Raw genomic sequence first — 19,541 nt, 5'->3', positions numbered from 1 at the left:
CTAAAGTCTGTGCCACGACAGTAACCTCATGCCGAAAGAAATTTGGTTAGGACCGGTCCTCGGGACGAATCGCGAACGACTGCTCGCGCGTTGTGCTGAGTACGTCGCGAAAGGCGAAACTGATCGGCTGCTTTACATCGCGGCCTCACATCCGCTGCTGGACCTCGCCACACAGACAGTCCTGGATGGAAAGAACGTTCATGGAGTTTGGGACGAGTTTCCGTTTTATCTGTTTCGTGGATTCGTCAGACGCGTGCTGTCGAGCGCAATCGTGTCAGAACCGCGAGCGGTAGCTACCGGATCAACTGAGGGCGTTGATTCGGCGAAGTGCTTTCCTGATCCGGTCGCTACTGCTCGCGGTTCTGACACGCTCGGGCTCGCTTCGCTCGTTCCGATCGATCGCGAAGAACTGCCGCTGCGTCACAGCCTGATTTCCCAAATCATCAAGCAACTGGCGGAGGCCGACCGCCTGCCGGCGATCAAACGTCTGGCGAACCGTGGTGGGTGCGTCAACACCATCGCGACACTGATCGGCGAACTGCAACGTGCCGGAAAAACTGCGGAAGAGTTTGCGAGCATCGTTGATTCGAGGGCTGCGGACGACTTAGTCCAAAGTCCAACGTCCAAGGTCCAAAGCCCGAAGAGTCAGAACGATTTCGATCAAGATGTCGCGTTGATTTACTCGAAATACGAAGAGGCGCTCAAAAGTTTCGGGTACACGGACGCGGACGCTGACCAACTTAGCGCCTTACACATCCTGCGCGGAGATCAAACGTCTGAATGGCTCGACAACATCGATCTGCTGGTGCTCGACGGCTTCTTTGATTTCACTCCGGTACAGGGCGAGATGCTGCGGCTAATCATCCAGCGGATTCCCAACGTGATCGTCAATATCAACTATGACGACCGTAACCCACAGATCTTTCAGACGTTTCAATCGACGATTGAACAACTGAAGTCGATTGCCGACTTTGAGGAAGTTGCTGCTGAACCGTCGCGTGCCGACCTGCCCGCACGGCTGTTCAATGCGCAGGATGATCGGGGCGCAAGTGCGGGCAAGATGCCGGCGCTCCAACTGTTCGAATGCAGCGATCGCGAAACTGAGCTGCGCTCGATAGCCAAAGAAATGAAGCGTTTGATCGGTGAAGAGAATTACAAGCTTTCCGATATGGCGGTGGTGGTGCGCGAACGCGCGGCTTACGCGGACATTATCTTGCGCGTGTTCGCCGTAGAATCGGTGCCCTGCAATCTGGAAAGACGCGTGGCGGCCAATGACATTCCCTGTATTCGCGCTACGGCGAAGCTACTTCAGATCCTGAAAGATCCGGAGCGCGAGCACGTCACGAATCCGAAAGCGAGCGATCTCGCACATCTACTCAAAACTGATTACTTCCGCCTTTCAGACGAGCAGTTGCTGGAATTGACGACGGTTTTCGACGATCGTTACGCGACGTTGCTCGACGCATCGGATCAAGATGAACGCAATGCGAGCCGCCGTTTTGCGCTGGGCATCGGGCGCTGGGCGCCGGACGTAATCGAAAATGTAATCGCGTATGTCGGCAGCGAACAACGGGTGCGCGCGTGGCTGGATCGCGCCGCGCGGTTGATTCGCGTTCTGCCGTCACCGGACGCTGCGCGTTCGTTTATCGGCGCAACCGACCCGAACGGAGAGGACGCCGCGGTCACGCTCGAAGTCGAAGCGCCCGCTCCTGATGAACCGGCGCCAAAGGAAAAAACGAAGCGACCGTCGCCGATCCATCCGGCGGCAATCGCCTGGACGATGCTCGTGATTGAACATCTGCGAGACACGATCGCGCTCACTCCCGAGCAGGGTACGACTGATGAGCTACGACGCGCGTTGATGTCTTTACTGGAAGCTTTCGAGTTTGCGCCTGAGGTGCAGGGACCGCTGACAAGACTGCACAGCCCCGCGGACGTTCCGCAGGTCATGTTAAATGTGCGCGGGATAGAAGCTTTGCGGCGCGCGCTCGCGGCTACGGTCCGCAGTTTCGACGTCGCAAACACAATCGTGGCGGAGATCCGACCGTTAGGGAGGGTGCCTTATGAGATCTCAACTTTGAGATCTGAGATCTCAAAGCCCTCCCTGACAGTCGGGTTTCCGACTCAGGTCTCTCTCTCAGCATTCATTGATGAACTCGAACGCTGTTTAAAATCTCAGACGCTGGCCATCTCTGCTGGTGATCGTGACGGCTTGCGCGTGCTTGAAGCAACGGATGTTCGCGGCCTGCGCTTTCGCGCGCTGTTCATCGCCGGCATGAATGAAGGCAGCTTTCCTTTGCGCGCGTCGCGTGACTGGCTGTACCCGCATGACGAACGCGAACGACTCAAGAAGCATGGTCTCGTACTCGAAGACATTTCGACTGAGACGCTTTTGAAAGAAGAGCATTATTTCTATCAGTGCGCCTGCCGCGCGACTGAACGTCTGTACCTGACGCGCCCTTTGGCGGCCGATGACGGCATTGAGACCGTGCCGTCTTACTACATCGAAGAATTACGCCGCGCGATTGCGCCGGCACAATTAGAGCGCAGGCAGATTCGCAGTGACATCGACAGCCACGAGGTGCAATCGATTTCGAGCGGCGCCGAGTTAGCGGCGAAGCTCGTGCGGCAAAAGGCCGGACACGGGCAACGCACGCGAACTGACTCGCACGAGTCTGAGTTCTCACCGGTCGTGGCTACGGAACTGGCGGCTCGTGCGCGACGTGAGATGTACCTGTCCGATTCGTTGCTGCGCCGCGTCGCGATCGAGATAGAGCGCAGCGGAGACGGGTTTGGGCCATACGACGGGCAGATAACCAATAGCGATTTGCGCGCATTGCTCGCGAATCATTTCGGTCCTGAATACGTTTACAGCGCCAGCGGGTTGAGCGCTTACGGCAACTGCGCGTTCAAGTTCTTCGGGGCGCGCGTGTTGCGACTCGAGCCGCGCAACGAAGCAGCGCTCGACCTAACCGCAATCGATGCGGGCAAGCTGCTGCACGACGTGTTGCGCAGATTTTTCGAAAAGCATCGAAAGCAGTACCTCCCCTCGCTTGATCGCGAAGTCTTGCGCGCCGAAATCAACGCCGTCGCCGATGAAGTGTTCAAGGAACACGAGCAGCTGGTACCGCCGCTCAACGAACGCATTTGGAAAATCGATTGTGAGATTCGCAAGCTGATTCTCGAGCAGGTCCTGCTGCATGACCTGCGCCTGCAAGAGCGCACGCAGGCCCGGGGAATGCTTCCCACATATTTTGAGTTAGCCTTTGGCCGACCGTCCCAAGCCAGCGATCCATCTTCGAAGTCGGACTACTTGAAGATACCGCGGCCAGGAGACGGATCATCGGAAGCGGCGTCGATTCAGGGACAAATCGATCGCGTCGATGTGAGCGAATCGTGCGGCAGCGTGGTCGCGTACGACTACAAGTCGTCGGTGGGCGCGAAACACAGAGACATGTCCGCGGGGCGCCAACTTCAGATCCCGATTTACCTCGCGGCGCTGGAGCAGTTGTTTCTGCCGAGTTTCGAGCTCGCGGGTGGTGGTTACTATCGTTTGCGCGGGCGCGGACAACGGTTGAATGAAGGGTTGTACCGCAAAATGTTGAGCGACTGTACGAATGTCACCAGCCGAATTGCGATGGTTGACGATATTGAGTGGCAGCGTATTCGCAGTGAAGTTTCAAGACGCGTGTGGCAGTTCATCGACGGCATGCGCGCCGGCGACTTTCGCGTTCGGCCATCTGAAGGCAAGAAGACGTGTAAGTTCTGTGATCATTCGGCGATTTGCCGCTACGATGCGTATCGCATCAACCGGAAGAGGAATTGATACGCCGCTAACGTCGCATTCCTGTTAGGCAAAGCGGAAACTTCTCCCCTTCTCCGCCTGCGGAGAGGGGGCCGGGGGGTGAGGTGCGACGCGTTGACCCCACCCCTAACCCCCTCCCCGCAAGCGGGGAGGGGCATCGCACAGATTTTGGAAAAGACTTCTGATCAATCGCTGCGCGATCACGTGCTCCACGTCCTTCGTGGTGAAGGCGCGCACGTCACATTCGAAGACTTCGTCGCAAGCTTTCCCGCTGAACTGTGCGGCCAAGCGTTTGAGGGTTTGCCGTACACGGCTTGCCAAGTGCTCGAGCACATTCGCATCGCGCAATGGGACATCCTGGAGTTCAGTCGTAATCCGAAACACGTCTCGCCGAAGTGGCCGGAAGGTTATTGGCCGCCTAAGCAGGAGGTAGGAACGCCGGAGCTTTGGCAGGAAACGATCAGGAAGTTCCAGAACGACCTGAAAGAGATCGAGAATCTCGTCGCTGATCCGTCAACGGATCTGCTTGCCAGGATTCCGCACGGCACCGGTCAAACAATTCTGCGCGAAGCGCTGCTCGTCGCCGATCACAACTCATATCACCTCGGCGCGCTGGTGGTGATGGGACGAATTCTGAGCGCGAAATAAACGTTCAAAACCAATAATCGCGGAAACCCACTTCGCGGCAGCAGGTGGTATGGACACTGCTCACTGCCCACCGCTCACTGCCCACTGCTCTCAGCGGCCGCCGTCTTTGCCTGATTCTTTTGGGCAATCGCGTAGAGAATTGTTTTGATTTGGAAAGGCGTTAGGTCGGGCCGCGCCTCGAGCAAGAGCGCGATGACCCCGGTAACGTAAGGCGCAGCAAAACTGTTTCCCGTCATTTGTCGTCGTCCACCGCCCGGCCAGGTTGTCTCGACCTGCACGCCCGGCGCCACCAACTCGATGACTTCGCCGTACTGAAATCCGAAGTTGAACGGATCTCCACCGGCGCGTTTGACCACCGACACCAGCGATGATGAAAAAATAGAAGGCGAACTGAGTTGCGGAAGGTTATTCGCGGCCGCCACGAGCATCACGCGTTCGCGGTACGCCTTGTCCAACAACTCACGCATCGGCATCCAGAAGTCGCGCTTGGTGGTGCCGAGCGAGAGATTTACCACTTGAAGTTTCTGCTTGATGGCAAAGTCCACGCCCATCAGAAACATTTCGCCAGTGCCCGAGCCGGTTGGACCGAGAACTTTGATACTTGTGATTTCAACGTCGGGCGCGACGCTGCTGATGATGCCGGCGCAAGCGGTGCCGTGACCGGCTTGATCGCCCGAGGTTGATTCCTTGAAAACGATTTGGCCGCCATCATTGACCGCTTGATAAGAGGCTTTGATCTTGCCGGCAAGTTCCGGATGTTCGGTGTCGATCCCACTGTCGACGACGCCCACGCGCACACCGCGACCGGTGCGGCCTTTCCAAAGGGCCTCTGGCTCAATCTGCGACCACAGGTCAATCAGATCGTTATCAACTGTGACAGCAGATTCGGACTGCGCCATTTGATGCCTTCTCCTTGCAGGTACCGTTTAGATGGCGGACTTGTCCGCCTCGTCCTCGTTTAGAGGCGGGCTACTGCCCGCCAAGTCGGAGGGCGGTAGCCCTCCGCTAAACGTTCGATTAGTCCAGGTGCTAAACGGAACATTGTCTAAAAATTGAAATACCCCGAACCCGACGAACGTTTCTCAGCGAAGCGCGCAATCGTCTCCAGAATGTCGCGCACCATTTCGCGTTCCGCGTCGCCTTGCGAAACTACGTCGCGCAACCTGACGCCCAGCAACAGGAGGTCGCGGTGCTCAGGCGCGGCGTCCAGGCCTTTGAGCCATTCAGTTTGATCGTTGCCGCCCATTTGGTCATCACCGGTCTGGATTGAATGCAGGAACATCGCTTCAACCAGCAGCGCCATTTCATACGAATCGACGAGGCGCGCAATTGCGTCGGCAAAGCGTGCCGCGTCATCCATCTCTTCCGGCGTGAAGGGCGGATACGGCGGTTCGCCGGGCCGGTTCACAAATTCCAGCACGCCAATCGTTTCGTTGCCCGTGCGCAAGGGCGTGGCGAGCAGCGTCACCGTTTTGAATCCCACCGCTTCGTCGGCGCCTGACCAGAATGAACCTTCAGAGCTGACGTCGTTGACCGCCATCGGTTGGCCGCTCGAAAAGACGAGACCGGCTATGCCTTTGCCCGGCGGAATTCTGATCTTCAACAACGCTTCTTCAAGCTCGCTGACCGCGACGAGAAATCTCAGCCCGCCCTCGCGTCCGTCGCGCACCAAAACCGACGCGTCGGCTGAACCGACTGTCTCTTGCGCAACTCTCAACAAGTCGTCAATCGCCTGACGAATAGGCTTCGACAACGAGTTGGACAAGTCGACTTTGTCGAGCGAGTCACGAATCTTCGCCGCGTTGGCGTCTTCAGGTGTCTCGGGAATTGAATTGTCTGGCATCGTTAGATTCGTCCTGTGAAAAGCGAAGGCCGCATTATACAGAGGAGAAGTTTTTCTGCAATTCGTGTCGCTGCACCCGAAGGGTTGCGAGAGAGTAGCCGGGGGTCGCAGCGAAGCGTAGACCCCCCGGAGAGCGTCGATATAGAATTCGCACCCTGAAGGGGTGCTGGACGAGTTCTGTGACCCTTTCAGGGTCAGAAATCATTGTCACTCAATCCGGGGGTATCGCGCTGCGCGCTCAACCCCCGGCTACTCTCTTTCAGCCCTTTCGGGCTGACCACAATCTACTGGAAGTCACTTTTGTTGATAGATCAGTCAGGTATGTTATTAGCCAAATCTGGACACTACCGTCATCTGCTTTTGACTGTCAACGATCGCCTCAGTAGGATGTGCGATGCTCTCTTAACTTGATCATCGAACATTCAAATGAATCCAGCGACACCAGCCACACCAGCTATACCAGCGACACCAGCACCTGATCCGTCGATGCCTTCGCATCTTCGACCCGAAGCGACACAAGCAATCGAAGAAGCGACCCAACTTCAAAGCGACGGCGATAACGCCGCGGCCATTCAACGCCTTGAGCGCGGCCTCGCCGACATTCCGGCGGGTTCCGAATTCGAGCAGTTCAAAGATCGCGTAAGTCTCACGATGGCCATGGCTGAATTTTCAGTCAGCGCCGGCAATTCCGAAGGCGCAATCGAGAGGCTCGCTGAAGGATTTGGAGTTGCCAAAGAAGCTTTCCAACGAATCAAAGCGACCGGCACAGAAGATGAGAAGCGAACTGCTTTTCGCGGGCTTGTGCAACTTAAGGATCTGCACACGCGGCTCAGATTACTGGGACAGCCCGCTCCTGAACTTGCCATGAAAGAGTGGCTGAACACGGATCCGCTGACGCTCGAAGCGTTGAAGGGTCAGGTCGTGGTGCTCGAATTCTGGGCCACCTGGTGCAAACCCTGCGAACAAATGTTTCCACGCATCAAAGAGCTGCACGCGCAGCATGCTGCGGACAACCTCCGCGTGCTGGCGCTCACGCGATTCTTCATGGCCTACGGCGGACCTCCCGAGGCGCAGGCGCAGGAGATGACCCTGGTTCGCGAATTCGCCGAAAAGCACAGTCTTGAATTTCCGGTCGGCGTTGCGGAAGACGAAAGCGTTCAGTCGGCTTACGGCGCGACGGCTTTACCGATGCTCGCATTAATCGATCGCGCCGGCATCGTGCGCGCGTTCGCTTTTTCTCCTGACGAAGAAAATTTCAAACGCGCGCTTGCCGATTCTCTTGCATAGCAGAGGTACAGGTACGCACGCCTCCGGCGTGCTCAGCAGGCCAGCGGCCTGCGGACCGAATCACAGGAAATCCGTTTGTAAATCGTGCGCGTTGTTGGTAGGATGCCCGCGCTCAAACCGCAGTCTTCAGTTAATAAAGTGTCATACGTCGCTGCCGGAAGACAGCTTTCCAGCGGTTGGGCCGGAAGCATATCGGTGGGCAGGCTGTTCCAACGGCCTTTGCGGGAATTGTTTTCCACTTCCGCAAAACTGTACCGGCACTCCGTCTTAGGCGATCGAGAACCGAAAGCGCATCTGCTAAGAAAGTCAGCGTTTGGGATTCTCCGTTTCGCGGCCAGGGCAAACGTGGCTTGGCAAAGAAAAGCGACACTGAATCAACAGAGGGGTTAAGTCCCCACATCTTGAAAGGAGAACACAGAAGTTTATGGCTCTCGTAAGTACAATGCCCGAGAAGGGCGGACAGGCTAAGGTCTATGACATTCCCGATGCCGATCTCGCAAAATATGAAGCCGTAGAAGGCACCAAGGCGACCTACGACGAAGCGAAGGACAAGATCGCCGGTGGTAAAGAACTCGGCGCGGGCGTGGACCTCGATAAAGCAGATGTGCAGGCCTATAGCGACATCTGCATCTGCTACTTCTGGTGGCGCGGCGTCCTGTATTACAGGTACCAGTACTGCTGGCAAAGCTGTCCGTAACCACGAAGTAAACTCAAACCGAAAGGGAAGTTCGCGCTCACCGACGTTACGTTTATCCGAGTTGCGGACTTCCCGTTTCATTCAGCGGTTCAGTCCGTTGTGGCAAATCGCAACGCGCTGAAGAATTCGGCGATTCGTTCGCCGCTCAACCACTAACCAAGGAGAAAAAACGTTATGGCGTTGGTAACCACCGTCCCGACTGGAGGGGAAGAGCCGAAAGTCTACGACATTCCGGAAGGCGATCTTTCCAAATACGAAGCTGTCGAAGCGACATCCGAACCCTACGATGCGGAGAAGGATGTCACTGGCGGCACTCAGCTCGCCGGCAGCATGGACGTGAGCAAAGAAGATGTGCAGGCGTACGGCAACATCTGCATTTGCTACTTCTGGTGGCGCGGCGTTCTGTATTATCGCTATCAGTACTGCTGGCAGCACTGCCCGTAAGCATCAGTTACATTCAATCAACCCACGGAAGTTCGCGTCGATAAGCGTTGCCCGTCGTCGCGAACTTCCGTTTGGTTTTTGTGGCTAACACCGCTGCGAAGCGGCGGATGTATTTTAAGCCCAAGGCGAGGCTTTGCGAGCCTTGGGTTACGATGGTTAATAAAATCTGTGGAGCCGCGGAGCGGCGGCCTTGAGTTAGCTATCGATGGATCGCTAGTAAGATTTCTCTTCAAAATGGACCACTCAACGAGACCCTCGCGTTGGTTCTGACTCGAAAACTCTGAACTCGGGACTGAGATGTCGCCCGCTTCGCGGGCTCCACTGATCTAATAACGGGCATGGTTTCCCAAGACTCGCAAAGCCTCGCCTTGGGCTTATCTAACACCGCTGCTACGCAGCTCGACGAGTCTGTTCGCTCACCCCGGCTTTTTGGGCAAAGCCGCTTCTCAGTCATTACACGTATCTGTATAATCTCGCCGTTTTCGCGGCCACGTTCATTCCAAGCAACTTTGCGCGGAACTGAACTTCTTAATCCATTCAAGCGAACGTCATACAACGATGCCAGAAAAATCTGATCCTGATTTCCCCGCAGGCATGAAGCCTGTCGCAGCAGGCGCTTCACCCGCGCCCGACGAACTTTCCGACGCGCCCTTTCCCGGTCAAATTCCCGGTGGACCATTTCCGCCCGGCGCGATCCCGCCCGGCGCGCCCATGCCTCCGGAAGGTATGCCTCCGGAAGGCGGAATGATGAAAGCCGCTTCGTTACCACCCGGGGCTGCAATGCCGAAAGGCGCGCCCATGCCGCCGGGAGGACCAATGCCGAAAGGTGGCGCGATGCCTCCCGGAGGACCAATGCCGAAAGGTGGTGCGATGCGCCCGGGAGGACCAATGCCGGAAGGTGGTGCGATGCCTCCAGGCGCAATGCCACCGCCGGGACCGATGCCGCCGCCAGGTGAAGTTCCGGCGGAAGGCGGGATGATGAAACCGGCTTCCTTGCCGGCTGGCGCCTCACTGCCGGAAGGCGGATCGATGCCGCAGGGCGGCGCGGTGCCCGAGAACATGATGCCCAAGCCGAAGCAGCCGGACGCGCGTCCCTACATCAAGCGCTCGCTGAAACTGCTGACGCACCACAAAAACGCAATCATTCTCACCACCGTCCTGACTTTGATCGGCTCGTTGCTTCCATTTGTCGTGAGCGCTTCGTTCGGCCCATTACTTGAGATTCTTGGGAACGCGGCGCGTGATAAACAAATGTCGAATGTGTGGGCGCTCGAAGGCTCACTCTACAAACCACTGCCGCCGCCAGGTTCCGGGCCGCCGCCGAATCCCGTGCCTCCGCAAGGTTCTGCGGCGCCGTCGAGTTCCGTAGCTCCGCCAGTCGCGCAACCGCCGGCTCCACCATTGACTGGAATCCGCGGGTGGCTGGGCACGCCGCTGAGCTTCAGTACGATCTTTATCATCTGGGCCGTGGCCACGATCGGGTCGGCCGCGCTGCGCTTTGTGCAGATGTGGATGACGTCGAACCTTGAACAGAAAATCGTCGCCGAGATCCAGGGTCGGGTTTACGACCATCTACAGACACTATCGCTGGATTTTTTCACTGGCGGTAAGACCGGGGGCTTGATGCAGCGCGTCTTGAACGAATCACAGAACGTCCAGAAGCTAATCACCCAGGTCCTGTTGACGCCGATCCTCGACGTGTTTGTTCTGATTGTGGCGCTGCTTTATTTGTTCGGGATGAGTTGGCAAATGACCCTCGTGTCGTTCGCGCTCGGACCGTTGGCCTTCTGGCTGTTCCGCGTCACGATGAATAAGTTGCAGAGTTCCGCGAACCAAATGATGGAAGTGTCGCGCGACCTCAACTCTGAGTTGAACGAGTCGCTGACCGGCATGGCCGACATTCAGATCTTCAATGCGCAGGAGAAGCGCAGCGGTCGATTCGCCACGCTCGCGCACGAAACCGCGAATCAAACGGCGAAGCTGTTCATGTGGATGCACCTGAGTAACAGCAACTCGCTGATCTATGTGGCCCTCAGTACCGCGCTCGTGCTGCTGGTCGGTATTCAATACGGACCGAGATTTGGATTAGGACTGGGCGCCTTAGTTACTTTCACGCTGTTCATTCCCAACATGTTCGCGCCCGTACAACGCGTGATCACTTCCTACAGCACGTACAAGTCGCTGGTGCCCGGCATCGTCGCGACTTACGAATTGCTCGACACCAGGCCGACCGTGGTGGAAAAACCGAATGCGCGGAAGCTGGGCGATATTCACGGCGACATCAAATTCGAAAACGTGGTCTTTGGCTATACGCCCTTCAAGAAAATCCTGGATGGCGTCAGCTTCGAGATTCGCGAAGGCGAAATCATCGCGTTTGTCGGGGCGATTGGTTGCGGCAAGTCCACGATCATGAACCTGCTGCTCCGTTTTCTTGAACAGGACGCGGGCAAGATCACGATTGGCGGAGAGGACATCACCGAGGTCACGCTGGCTTCGCTGCGCGAGCAGGTTTCAAAGCTTTCGCAGTTTCCGTTTTTCCTGAAAGACACTATTCGTGAGAACGTCAGGCTCGGACGCGTCGGCGCCACCGATGCCGAAGTTGAGCAGGCGTGCCGTCTGGCGAATATCCACGACACGATCGTTCGTGAGATCCCCGGTGGATACGATTGCATCGTCGGCGATCAAGTGCCGTCGGGCGGCCAGAAACGCCTGATTGCTTTCGCGCGGTGTTTGATTCGGCAGCCGGAAGTGCTCCTGCTGGACGAGCCGACCGAGAACCTGAACGAAACTAATCGAATTGAGATGGCGCGGTTTGTTCACAACTACGCGAAGGGCGATAACAAGCGCACCTGCATCGTCATTTCACACGACATGAATTTCGTTCAACTGGTAGCCGATCGCATCATCGTGATCGACAAGGGCCAGGCCGTTCAGAGCGGTACCCACGCAGAGCTGCTGGAACAGGACGGCATTTACAAGACGCTGTACGAGTTGAAGAACATCAATCCTGATCTGCTGCGCACGCGCGATGGCGGCGGAGCCGGTGCCGCGGGTGAGCCGGACGAACTACCACCAGGATTCGCCCCGGCGTAGCAACCGCTATGTCGTTTCTCGACGATGCTCTCATTCACACCGGGCTTTAGCCCGGTGTGAGCAGAGTACGAAACTAGCGAACCGTTTTAACGGTAATAAGATACCGGACTCATCTCTCAACGCTGATTGTAAATTTCGGTCAGCCCGAAGCGCTGAAAGACAGTAGCCGGGGGTTGAGCGCGCAGCGCGATACCCCCGGGATCGAGGGTCTATGATTTCTTGACCCTGAAAGGGTCACAGAGATCGTCTCGCACCCTTTCAGGGTGCGAATCTTGCGCCGACGTTTCCGGGGGTCTACGCTTTGCTCCGACGCCCGGCTACTCTCTAGCAACCCTTCGGGTTATGAACCTGATGAGTCAAGTAAGTTGGTACCCATTGAACCGGTTCCTATGATTGTCACAGTCTTTCATCACCGGGCTGAAGCCCGGTGTGAATGAGAGTAAGACTCTCAGACTTTTTGAGACAAAGCATATGAACATGTCGCGTTGGCTTTGTGTCATTGCTCTAACGCTGACCGAGTCGGGTATCGCTCTGGCCCAAACGTCGGCGCCGCCCAAGCCGTCGCCTACTCCCCGGCGTGCTTTGCTGTGCGTCTGAAAGCGGACTATGCTGAAGCGCACTTTAATCTGGGCGTGGCCATGACGCTCCTGGGAAAGAAGCAACAAGCTGAGCAGCAACAGCAGGTACTTGCGAAGCTAAAACCTGAACTAGCGGAGAAGCTCGGCCAGCTTTTGAAATCCAAGCCTTAACTAGATTCCGCTATGTGCTTCGGCAGAGCCGACAAGGATGACTGACCTCTGATCTCTGACCTCAGATCTCTGGTGCCGCCCCGGCTCTCTGACCAATTCGTTAATCCAAATTCCATATCGTCAGTAATCAATTATTTGATTCGCCTGCTCCAAGACTGCGATCTCTCGACATCCACGGTCTATCGCCGTTGGTCGTTTCAATTTAATGACATGTCTCCTGCGGTTTTTTAGCATTCGTAATGATCTGGTTTGCGGCATTTATTTTGCTGGATCACGGAGTGAGAACAGACTTCTCGGGGCAGTAGCGAACCCGGAGTCCAGAGAGCAAGGAGTAAAAGAGATGAAGAAACTATTGGCAATCGCATTAACGTTGGCCTCCTTTGGGGTGATGGGATTTAGCGAGCAGACGTCGGCGGCAACTCGTTCCGCGACATTCGAGACTTCCTCGGCCGCGCCGCAGTGGCAAGAGCGCAATTGGCGTTACCGGAGAAATCGCAGCCGCGTGCGCACTTATCGCACATCGCGTGTCGTGCGTTACGGATACCGCACGTACCGCGAGACGTATCTGGTTCGCGCACTGCCGAACGGCCGTACTCAAACGACTCTGATCAGTCGCGTCCGCATTGCGTAATGAACCATACTTGGTTCACCAATCAGCCGGCGAGTCCATCCCCAGGGACTTACCGGCTGTTTTTTTAAGTCTGAAGAGACAGCTCATTAACACCGGCTTTAGCCCGTGGCAAGCGGAGGAGGGAATTATGTGAACCGATTGGTCAGCCCGAAGGGCTGAGAGAGAGTAGCCGGGGGTTGAGCGCGCAGCGCGATACCCCCGGATCGAGTGTCCATGATTTTCTGACCCTGAAAGGGTCACAGAACTCGTCTGGCACCCTTTCAGGTGCGAATTCTGCACGCACGTTTCCGGGGGTCGCTGCGCAGCGACCTCCGGCTACTTTCTTCCAACCCTTCAGGTTGGAACCTGATGGGTCAAGTAAGTTAATACCTTGAAACGGTTCTCGTGATTCAGGTCATTCATCACCGGGGTGAAGCCCGGTGCGAATGAAAGTACCCACCGCCCACTGCTCCCCGCTCACCCCTCTCTACTCACGGCTCACCGCTCACTGCGCACCGCTCACAGTTCTTCCATTTACCATTCACGAATTAACGATTTACGATGACCGCATGATCAAGCGTTTTCTACCCATCGCCTTTCTCGTTGTCGTAATCGCGCACACAACTTCCGCCCAGGACTGGACCCAATGGCGCGGACCGGCCCGCGACGGTGTCGTGTCCGCAGCGAACACGCCTGCGTCCTGGCCGGCATCACTGCGTCGCGCGTGGCGAGTTGATATCGGTGAAGGCTATTCCTCGCCCGTGGTTTCGCAGGGCAAAGTTTTCCTGCACGCGCGCCGCGACCCGTCGGAAGTCGTCTTCGCGATTAATCTCGCCGACGGCAAAATTCTCTGGCAACAAACGTACGCGGCAGACTTCAAGAAAAATCAGTACGCCGTGAAGATGGCGAAAGGGCCAAACGCGACTCCACTCTTAATCGGCAATCGTCTCTTCACGCTCGGCGTGACGGGCATCCTGAACGCTTGGGACACCGCGACCGGCAAGCTGCTCTGGACGAAAGACTATTCGAAAACTATCGATACCTCGAAAATGTTTTGCGGCACGTCCGCATCCCCGCTCGCGTCCGGCGGGCGCGTGATCATCCAAATCGGCAGCGACATTCACGGCGGCCAAATCGTCGCCCTGGATCCGGCGGATGGAAAGACCGCTTGGGAATGGAAAGGCCCAGGACCCGGCTACGCGTCGCCGGTGATCATTGAGATCGCGGGCAAGCAACAAATTGTAACGATGACGAATGGTTCCATCGTCGGCCTTGATGCGAAGACCGGAGCGGAACTTTGGACGGTGCCTTTTCCCGACGAATGGCACGAGAACATTGCGACTCCCATCTGGACCGGAACGCACTTGATCGTGTCGGCCATTCGTCAGGGCACGCACGCGTTTTCCCTGAGTCAGACCGGAGGAAAATGGCAAGCGACTGAGGCTTGGAAGAATGCCGACGTCGCGATGTACATGAGCTCGCCGGTTTACGGTGATGGTTTGATTTACGGCATGTCGTCGAAGAAGAAAGGACAGTTCTTCGCGCTCGATGTAAAGACGGGCGCGGTCCGCTGGGCCACCGAGGGCCGTGAAGGCGATCACGCCTCAGTGCTTTTGACGCCGCGTCATGTTGTGTTTCTGACGAACGGCGCGGACTTAATCGTCGCGCCACGCGCTGCTGACAAGTTCACTGTGGAGAAGCGTTACGACGTCGCCGATGCCGAAACCTGGGCTATCCCGGTGCTCCTCGGCAAAGATGTTTTAGTGCGCGACGCCACCGGCCTGATGCTCCTGACCGCGGGTACGTGAGCTGGGTGGTGAGCAGACGAAACGTTGTTTCGTCTCTGCCCACAGCTTGACTGCTAAGCGGCTTCGCCGCCGCACATCGCGGTGAGCCTCTGGCTAACCGGAGCTTGCTTATCATTGATCTGCGGCTCCGCCGCCGCTCGAGGTGTAGCCTCGAACATCTTGATGACCGCACGCCGGAAGGGCATTAGCCCTTCCGCCATGTGCTGCGGCAAAGCCGCAATTTGTCCCTGCCTCGCTGCCTTCTTTCTTGCGCCCCTTCAGGGCGCGGTGGATCTTCTGCTGTGATCCAGGGGTGGCGTCCGATTCCATCGGACTGACCCCTGGCTACTTTCTTTCACACCTTCGGCGTGATGACGTCTGCTTCTGACATCTGATCGCTAACCTCTGATGTCCGCCACCTGCTTAGTTTTCTGAGTAATCTGCGCAATCTGCGGAGTATTATTTCTGCCCGCTCTAGCCTCTCATCACTCATCACTCATAACGCATCACTCTGTCGCTGCCCACCGCTCACAGCTCACCGCCCACTGATGCTGTATCTGCGCCTTCTCTGCACGATATGAGCGCCTTGCCCGGCCCGCTCTCAGCGTAACCCCTTTAGAACACCCTTTCCGCTTTACCACTGCGGCGGCATACCGCTTGTAGCTCTACTCATCGAGGAGACAATTAGCGAATGAAAACTATCAACTACAACGGAAAATTGGGAAGAGCTGTATTAGCTTTCTCTTTAATGTTTGGATTCGGAATCATGATGAGCTCCACGGCTCAGGCGCAGGATCGCAACGGTCAATGGCAGCGCCGTGATCGCGTTGACCAGATTCGCGCGCGCCGGGAAGCTCTGCGGCAGCGTGAAGCCCAGATTATTGCCCAGCGTAGGGCCCAACGACAGGCCCAGCGTAATGATCGCTACCATCGTAACGGCACCTATAACAACGGCACGTACAACAACGGTACTTATAACAATGGCGGCTATAACAACGACGGTACCTACAACAATGGTGGCTACCGAAATGGCGGCTACAACAACGGCGGCTACAGCAACGCCAATCAGATTGCGCTGAACCAGGGATACCAGCAGGGTATCAGCACAGGCTCGAGTGATGCGCAACGTCGGCAGAGCTACAGCCCGGAGCGTTCAAAACATTACAAGAATGCGAACTCGCAGGCTTTCCGCGAAGGTTTCGTGCGGGGTTATGACGCAGGCTATCGCCAGTATGCTGGTTACAACAACGGTGGCTACGACAATAATGGTGGCTACAACCGCACGGGCAATACCGGTGGCGGCATCGGTGACATCCTCGGCGCAATCCTTGGCCGGCCCTGAGAGAGGTCAGTACCGCGAGCGGCAGCGACCGGGTGCCTACAGGCTTCGTCGCTACAAAACAGAACCAACACCCCCCACGCGAAGATGCCGCGACTAACCTCGCGGCATTTTCTTTTGGGTTGTCGCTTCTAACGTCTGCCCCTCCGCTGTTTGGCGGCTCCAGCTTGGCTCTTAATTTCGAAAATTCGAATTTCGCAATCCGCAATTCTTTAAGCTGCCTTCCTTTTCCTTTCTCCCGACCCCTGACCCTGGCTCCCGTCGTTCATCCTTTGCCCTTTCCCCTTTGCCGCTTTAATATTGCGCCGTTTATCCCAAGCTTCCCGACCTGTTTACGGAGATACTCTTGTCCCCTGAAGCAAAAACACCGGGAATCACTCCCTATCACGCGAAGTATTTCGCTTATGAGCTCACGAAGCGTTGCTCCTCCGACAGCCTGGAAAAGTTGGCCGGTGCCGTTGCGAGCGCACAAGTTGATCTGAACCCCCATCAGGTCGACGCCGCGCTGTTTGCCTTCAATTCCCCCCTTTCAAAGGGAGCTTTGCTGGCCGATGAAGTGGGACTAGGCAAGACAATCGAAGCCGGGCTCGTCATTTCTCAACGATGGGCCGAGCGCAAGCGCAGGATTCTAATCATCACGCCCTCAAACCTGCGAAAGCAATGGCATCAGGAATTGAGCGAGAAATTCTTTCTGCCTTGCACCATTCTCGAGGCTCGCTTCTACAATGCGGCGGTCAAGCAAGGTAGGCTCAAGCCGTTCGAGGTTCAAGATGAGGTCATCATCTGCTCTTATCAATTCGCCCGTAACAAAGCATCCGACGTTGCGAACACGCCCTGGGATCTCGTGGTCATCGACGAAGCGCACCGTCTTCGAAACGTATACAAACCTTCAAACGTTATCGCCAACACACTCAAAGGCGCGCTGGGGCATTGCAATAAGCTGCTGCTAACCGCGACGCCGCTCCAGAATTCTCTGCTGGAATTGTTCGGTCTGATTAGCTTTATTGACGAACACACTTTTGGCGATCTCAAGAGCTTTCGCGAACAGTTCGTAAACCTGAGCCAGGATCAGGTGTTCGACACCCTGAAGGCGCGTCTTAAGCCAGTCTGCCATCGCACGCTGAGACGGCAAGTAACGGCATATGTTCCGTTCACCAGCCGCTTTGCCCTGGTTGAAGACTTCGTTCCCGAAGAAAGCGAAGACCGCCTCTACAACCTGGTTTCTGATTACCTTCAGCGTCCAAATCTTCAGGCCTTGCCATCCAGCCAGCGAACACTGATGACGCTGGTGCTGCGCAAGCTTCTGGCGTCATCGACCTTCGCCATCGCCGGAGCGCTCAACTCAATCTCCGCAAGGCTCAAGAAGAAGTTGCGACAGCAACAGCCGGTGGAATCTTTGGTTGAAGAACTCTATCAAGACTACGAAGCACTGGACGAGACGGCAGAAGAATTGTTGGATGAGCCCCCCTTCGAAGAGGCACTGTCTGAAGCCGATCGTGCGGCGCTCGAAGCCGAGATAGCCGATCTCGATTCCTTCGCTCAACTAGCAACCAGCATCGAGCACAACGCCAAGGGCAAGGCTTTGGTCAAGGCGCTCGGCGTAGCGTTTCCCAAAGTCAGGGAACTTGGTGCGGCGGAAAAAGCAATTATCTTTACCGAATCCCGAAAAACACAGAGTTACCTTCTCCGCGTGCTTGCTGACAGCCCGTTTGCTGAGGGCATTGTTCTCTTCAATGGTTCAAATACCGATGAACGCTCGAAACAGATATATGCCGCGTGGAAAGAAAAACATCAGGGAACAGATCGCGTGACTGGCTCGCGAACTGCCGACATGCGTTCGGCAATCGTTGATTACTTCCGCGAAGAGGGCCGAATCATGATTGCGACCGAAGCCGGCGCCGAAGGAATCAATCTTCAGTTCTGTTCGCTGGTGGTGAACTACGATCTCCCTTGGAACCCGCAGCGAATCGAACAACGCATCGGCCGCTGTCATCGCTACGGGCAAGAGCATGACGTAGTTGTCGTCAATTTTCTAAACAAGAAGAACGAAGCCGACCGACGAGTCTATGAATTGCTCTCAGAGAAGTTCCAGCTCTTTGAGGGTGTCTTCGGAGCAAGTGACGAAGTGCTCGGCGCAATCGGCTCTGGTGTCGATTTTGAAATGCGGATTGCGGCCATTTATCAGTCCTGCCGCAAGCAGGAAGAGATCAAGTCCGCATTTGATCAGCTTCAGCTTGAACTCAATTTTGAGATCAGCGAAGCGATGACTCACACGCGCCAGAAGCTCTTAGATAACTTTGACGACGAAGTCCGCGAGAAGCTGAGAGTGCGGGACCGCGACTCAAAGGCTTACCTTAACCGCTTTGAACTTATGCTCATGGATCTCACGCGGCATGAGTTGCAGGGTAAGGCTGACTTTATCGACGATTCGTCATTCCAGCTTGAGACAGACCCATTCGCCGATCACAACGGCGATATTCCCCTTGGTCTGTATGAGTTGCCACGTCGCTCGGGCGAAGCCCATCTTTATCGTCTCAATCACCCGCTCGCGGAACGACTTATCAACGAAGCGAAGCAGCGCGAACTGCCCGATGCAGAGATTCACCTGGACCTTGCAACGTACGAAGGCAAGATAACTATTCTTGAACCGCTGCGGGGGAAGTCTGGCTGGCTTTCACTTTCTTGCTTTACCGTGGAGTCCCTCGATCAGGCAGAGGATTATTTGCTCTTTGCTGCGGTGACTGATATGGGACAAACAATCGAAGAGGAAGCAGCGATCCGTCTGTTGACGCTGCCGGCCTGCATCGGAGCGTCAGTCGATTCTACGCTGGAAACATTAAATGCTCTCGACGGCGCAACTCGCGCGCGCAGAGAAGCAGTCCAGAGATCAATCTCTGAACGCAACGCGCGCTTTTTCGAAACCGAAGCAGAAAAGCTGGAAGGCTGGGCGGATGACTTGAAACTTGGACTTGAACGTGAAATCAAGGACATCGATCGTCAGATTAAGGAAAGCCGGCGCGCTGCAACCGCTGCATTGACACTCGAAGAGAAGCTCGCGGGTCAAAAGCAAATTAAAGCGCTGGAAGCCTTGCGCAGTCAGAAGCGCCGCAGCTTATTCGACGCGCAGGATGATGTTGAAGCGAAGCGCGATGCATTCATACAGAATTTGGAAGCCCAGCTGACCCAGGAAACGAGGAGCGAAAAACTGTTTTGTGTTCGGTGGTCGCTGGATTAGGAGG

13 protein-coding genes are annotated in these 19,541 nt (G+C 56.2%); 11 read left to right on the top strand and 2 right to left on the bottom strand.

Annotated elements, in window-relative coordinates; translation table 11 throughout:
- Positions 1–28 precede the first annotated feature (28 nt).
- Both VFX97_12040 and VFX97_12035 read left to right on the top strand, forming a co-directional pair.
- Positions 29–3,826, top strand: coding sequence for a PD-(D/E)XK nuclease family protein (locus VFX97_12040; protein HEX5703925.1), 3,798 nt, complete (start codon positions 29–31; stop codon positions 3,824–3,826).
- A 147-nt stretch (positions 3,827–3,973) separates the two neighbouring features.
- Positions 3,974–4,453 (top strand): DinB family protein, encoded by a 480-nt coding sequence (locus VFX97_12035; GenBank protein ID HEX5703924.1) that lies wholly within the window; start codon positions 3,974–3,976, stop codon positions 4,451–4,453.
- 74 nt (positions 4,454–4,527) lie between these two features.
- On the opposite strand, the gene VFX97_12030 is transcribed toward VFX97_12035, so the two are convergent.
- Both VFX97_12030 and VFX97_12025 read right to left on the bottom strand, forming a co-directional pair.
- Positions 4,528–5,352 carry a S8 family serine peptidase gene (locus VFX97_12030; protein ID HEX5703923.1) on the bottom strand — a complete coding sequence of 275 codons (825 nt, stop codon included), beginning with the start codon at positions 5,350–5,352 and terminating at the stop codon, positions 4,528–4,530.
- A gap of 146 nt (positions 5,353–5,498) precedes the next feature.
- Positions 5,499–6,296: a GAF domain-containing protein gene (locus VFX97_12025; protein HEX5703922.1), complete on the bottom strand. Its 798-nt coding sequence runs from the start codon at positions 6,294–6,296 to the stop codon at positions 5,499–5,501.
- Positions 6,297–6,782: 486 nt separating this feature from the next.
- Between VFX97_12025 and VFX97_12020 the strand changes: the two genes are divergently transcribed.
- The 9 genes from VFX97_12020 (at position 6,783) to VFX97_11980 (ending at position 19,537) form a co-directional block, all read left to right on the top strand.
- Positions 6,783–7,583: a redoxin domain-containing protein gene (locus VFX97_12020; protein HEX5703921.1), complete on the top strand. Its 801-nt coding sequence runs from the start codon at positions 6,783–6,785 to the stop codon at positions 7,581–7,583.
- Between the two features lie 424 nt (positions 7,584–8,007).
- The gene (locus VFX97_12015; protein ID HEX5703920.1) at positions 8,008–8,280 is read left to right on the top strand and encodes a hypothetical protein; all 273 of its coding nucleotides are present in this window, start codon (positions 8,008–8,010) and stop codon (positions 8,278–8,280) included.
- Between the two features lie 174 nt (positions 8,281–8,454).
- Positions 8,455–8,724, top strand: a complete 270-nt coding sequence (locus VFX97_12010) for a hypothetical protein (GenBank protein HEX5703919.1) — start codon at positions 8,455–8,457, stop codon at positions 8,722–8,724.
- A 558-nt stretch (positions 8,725–9,282) separates the two neighbouring features.
- A complete protein-coding gene (locus VFX97_12005; protein ID HEX5703918.1) occupies positions 9,283–11,817 on the top strand; it encodes an ABC transporter ATP-binding protein in 2,535 nt (844 codons plus the stop codon).
- A gap of 587 nt (positions 11,818–12,404) precedes the next feature.
- Entirely contained in the window at positions 12,405–12,566 is a 162-nt protein-coding gene (locus VFX97_12000; GenBank protein ID HEX5703917.1) for a hypothetical protein, read from the top strand.
- Between the two features lie 340 nt (positions 12,567–12,906).
- On the top strand, positions 12,907–13,197 hold the full coding sequence (locus VFX97_11995) for a hypothetical protein (protein ID HEX5703916.1): 291 nt from the start codon (positions 12,907–12,909) through the stop codon (positions 13,195–13,197).
- A gap of 548 nt (positions 13,198–13,745) precedes the next feature.
- Positions 13,746–14,984 (top strand): PQQ-binding-like beta-propeller repeat protein, encoded by a 1,239-nt coding sequence (locus VFX97_11990; GenBank protein ID HEX5703915.1) that lies wholly within the window; start codon positions 13,746–13,748, stop codon positions 14,982–14,984.
- A gap of 670 nt (positions 14,985–15,654) precedes the next feature.
- Positions 15,655–16,305, top strand: coding sequence for a hypothetical protein (locus tag VFX97_11985; protein ID HEX5703914.1), 651 nt, complete (start codon positions 15,655–15,657; stop codon positions 16,303–16,305).
- A gap of 343 nt (positions 16,306–16,648) precedes the next feature.
- Positions 16,649–19,537 carry an SNF2-related protein gene (locus VFX97_11980; GenBank protein HEX5703913.1) on the top strand — a complete coding sequence of 963 codons (2,889 nt, stop codon included), beginning with the start codon at positions 16,649–16,651 and terminating at the stop codon, positions 19,535–19,537.
- Positions 19,538–19,541 lie beyond the last annotated feature (4 nt).

The organism is Pyrinomonadaceae bacterium (assembly GCA_036277115.1).
In the GTDB taxonomy this organism is placed as follows: domain Bacteria; phylum Acidobacteriota; class Blastocatellia; order Pyrinomonadales; family Pyrinomonadaceae; genus UBA11740.
This window is presented reverse-complemented; position numbering and strand designations above follow the sequence as displayed.

Coding starts and splice junctions, on each gene's coding strand:
- VFX97_12025 (HEX5703922.1), bottom strand. CDS start 6,296: ATGCCAGACAATTCAATTCCCGAGACACCTGAAGACGCCAACGCGGCG.
- VFX97_12010 (HEX5703919.1), top strand. CDS start 8,455: ATGGCGTTGGTAACCACCGTCCCGACTGGAGGGGAAGAGCCGAAAGTC.
- VFX97_12015 (HEX5703920.1), top strand. CDS start 8,008: ATGGCTCTCGTAAGTACAATGCCCGAGAAGGGCGGACAGGCTAAGGTC.
- VFX97_12030 (HEX5703923.1), bottom strand. CDS start 5,352: ATGGCGCAGTCCGAATCTGCTGTCACAGTTGATAACGATCTGATTGAC.
- VFX97_11995 (HEX5703916.1), top strand. CDS start 12,907: ATGAAGAAACTATTGGCAATCGCATTAACGTTGGCCTCCTTTGGGGTG.
- VFX97_11985 (HEX5703914.1), top strand. CDS start 15,655: ATGAAAACTATCAACTACAACGGAAAATTGGGAAGAGCTGTATTAGCT.
- VFX97_12005 (HEX5703918.1), top strand. CDS start 9,283: ATGCCAGAAAAATCTGATCCTGATTTCCCCGCAGGCATGAAGCCTGTC.
- VFX97_11990 (HEX5703915.1), top strand. CDS start 13,746: ATGATCAAGCGTTTTCTACCCATCGCCTTTCTCGTTGTCGTAATCGCG.
- VFX97_12040 (HEX5703925.1), top strand. CDS start 29: ATGCCGAAAGAAATTTGGTTAGGACCGGTCCTCGGGACGAATCGCGAA.
- VFX97_12020 (HEX5703921.1), top strand. CDS start 6,783: ATGCCTTCGCATCTTCGACCCGAAGCGACACAAGCAATCGAAGAAGCG.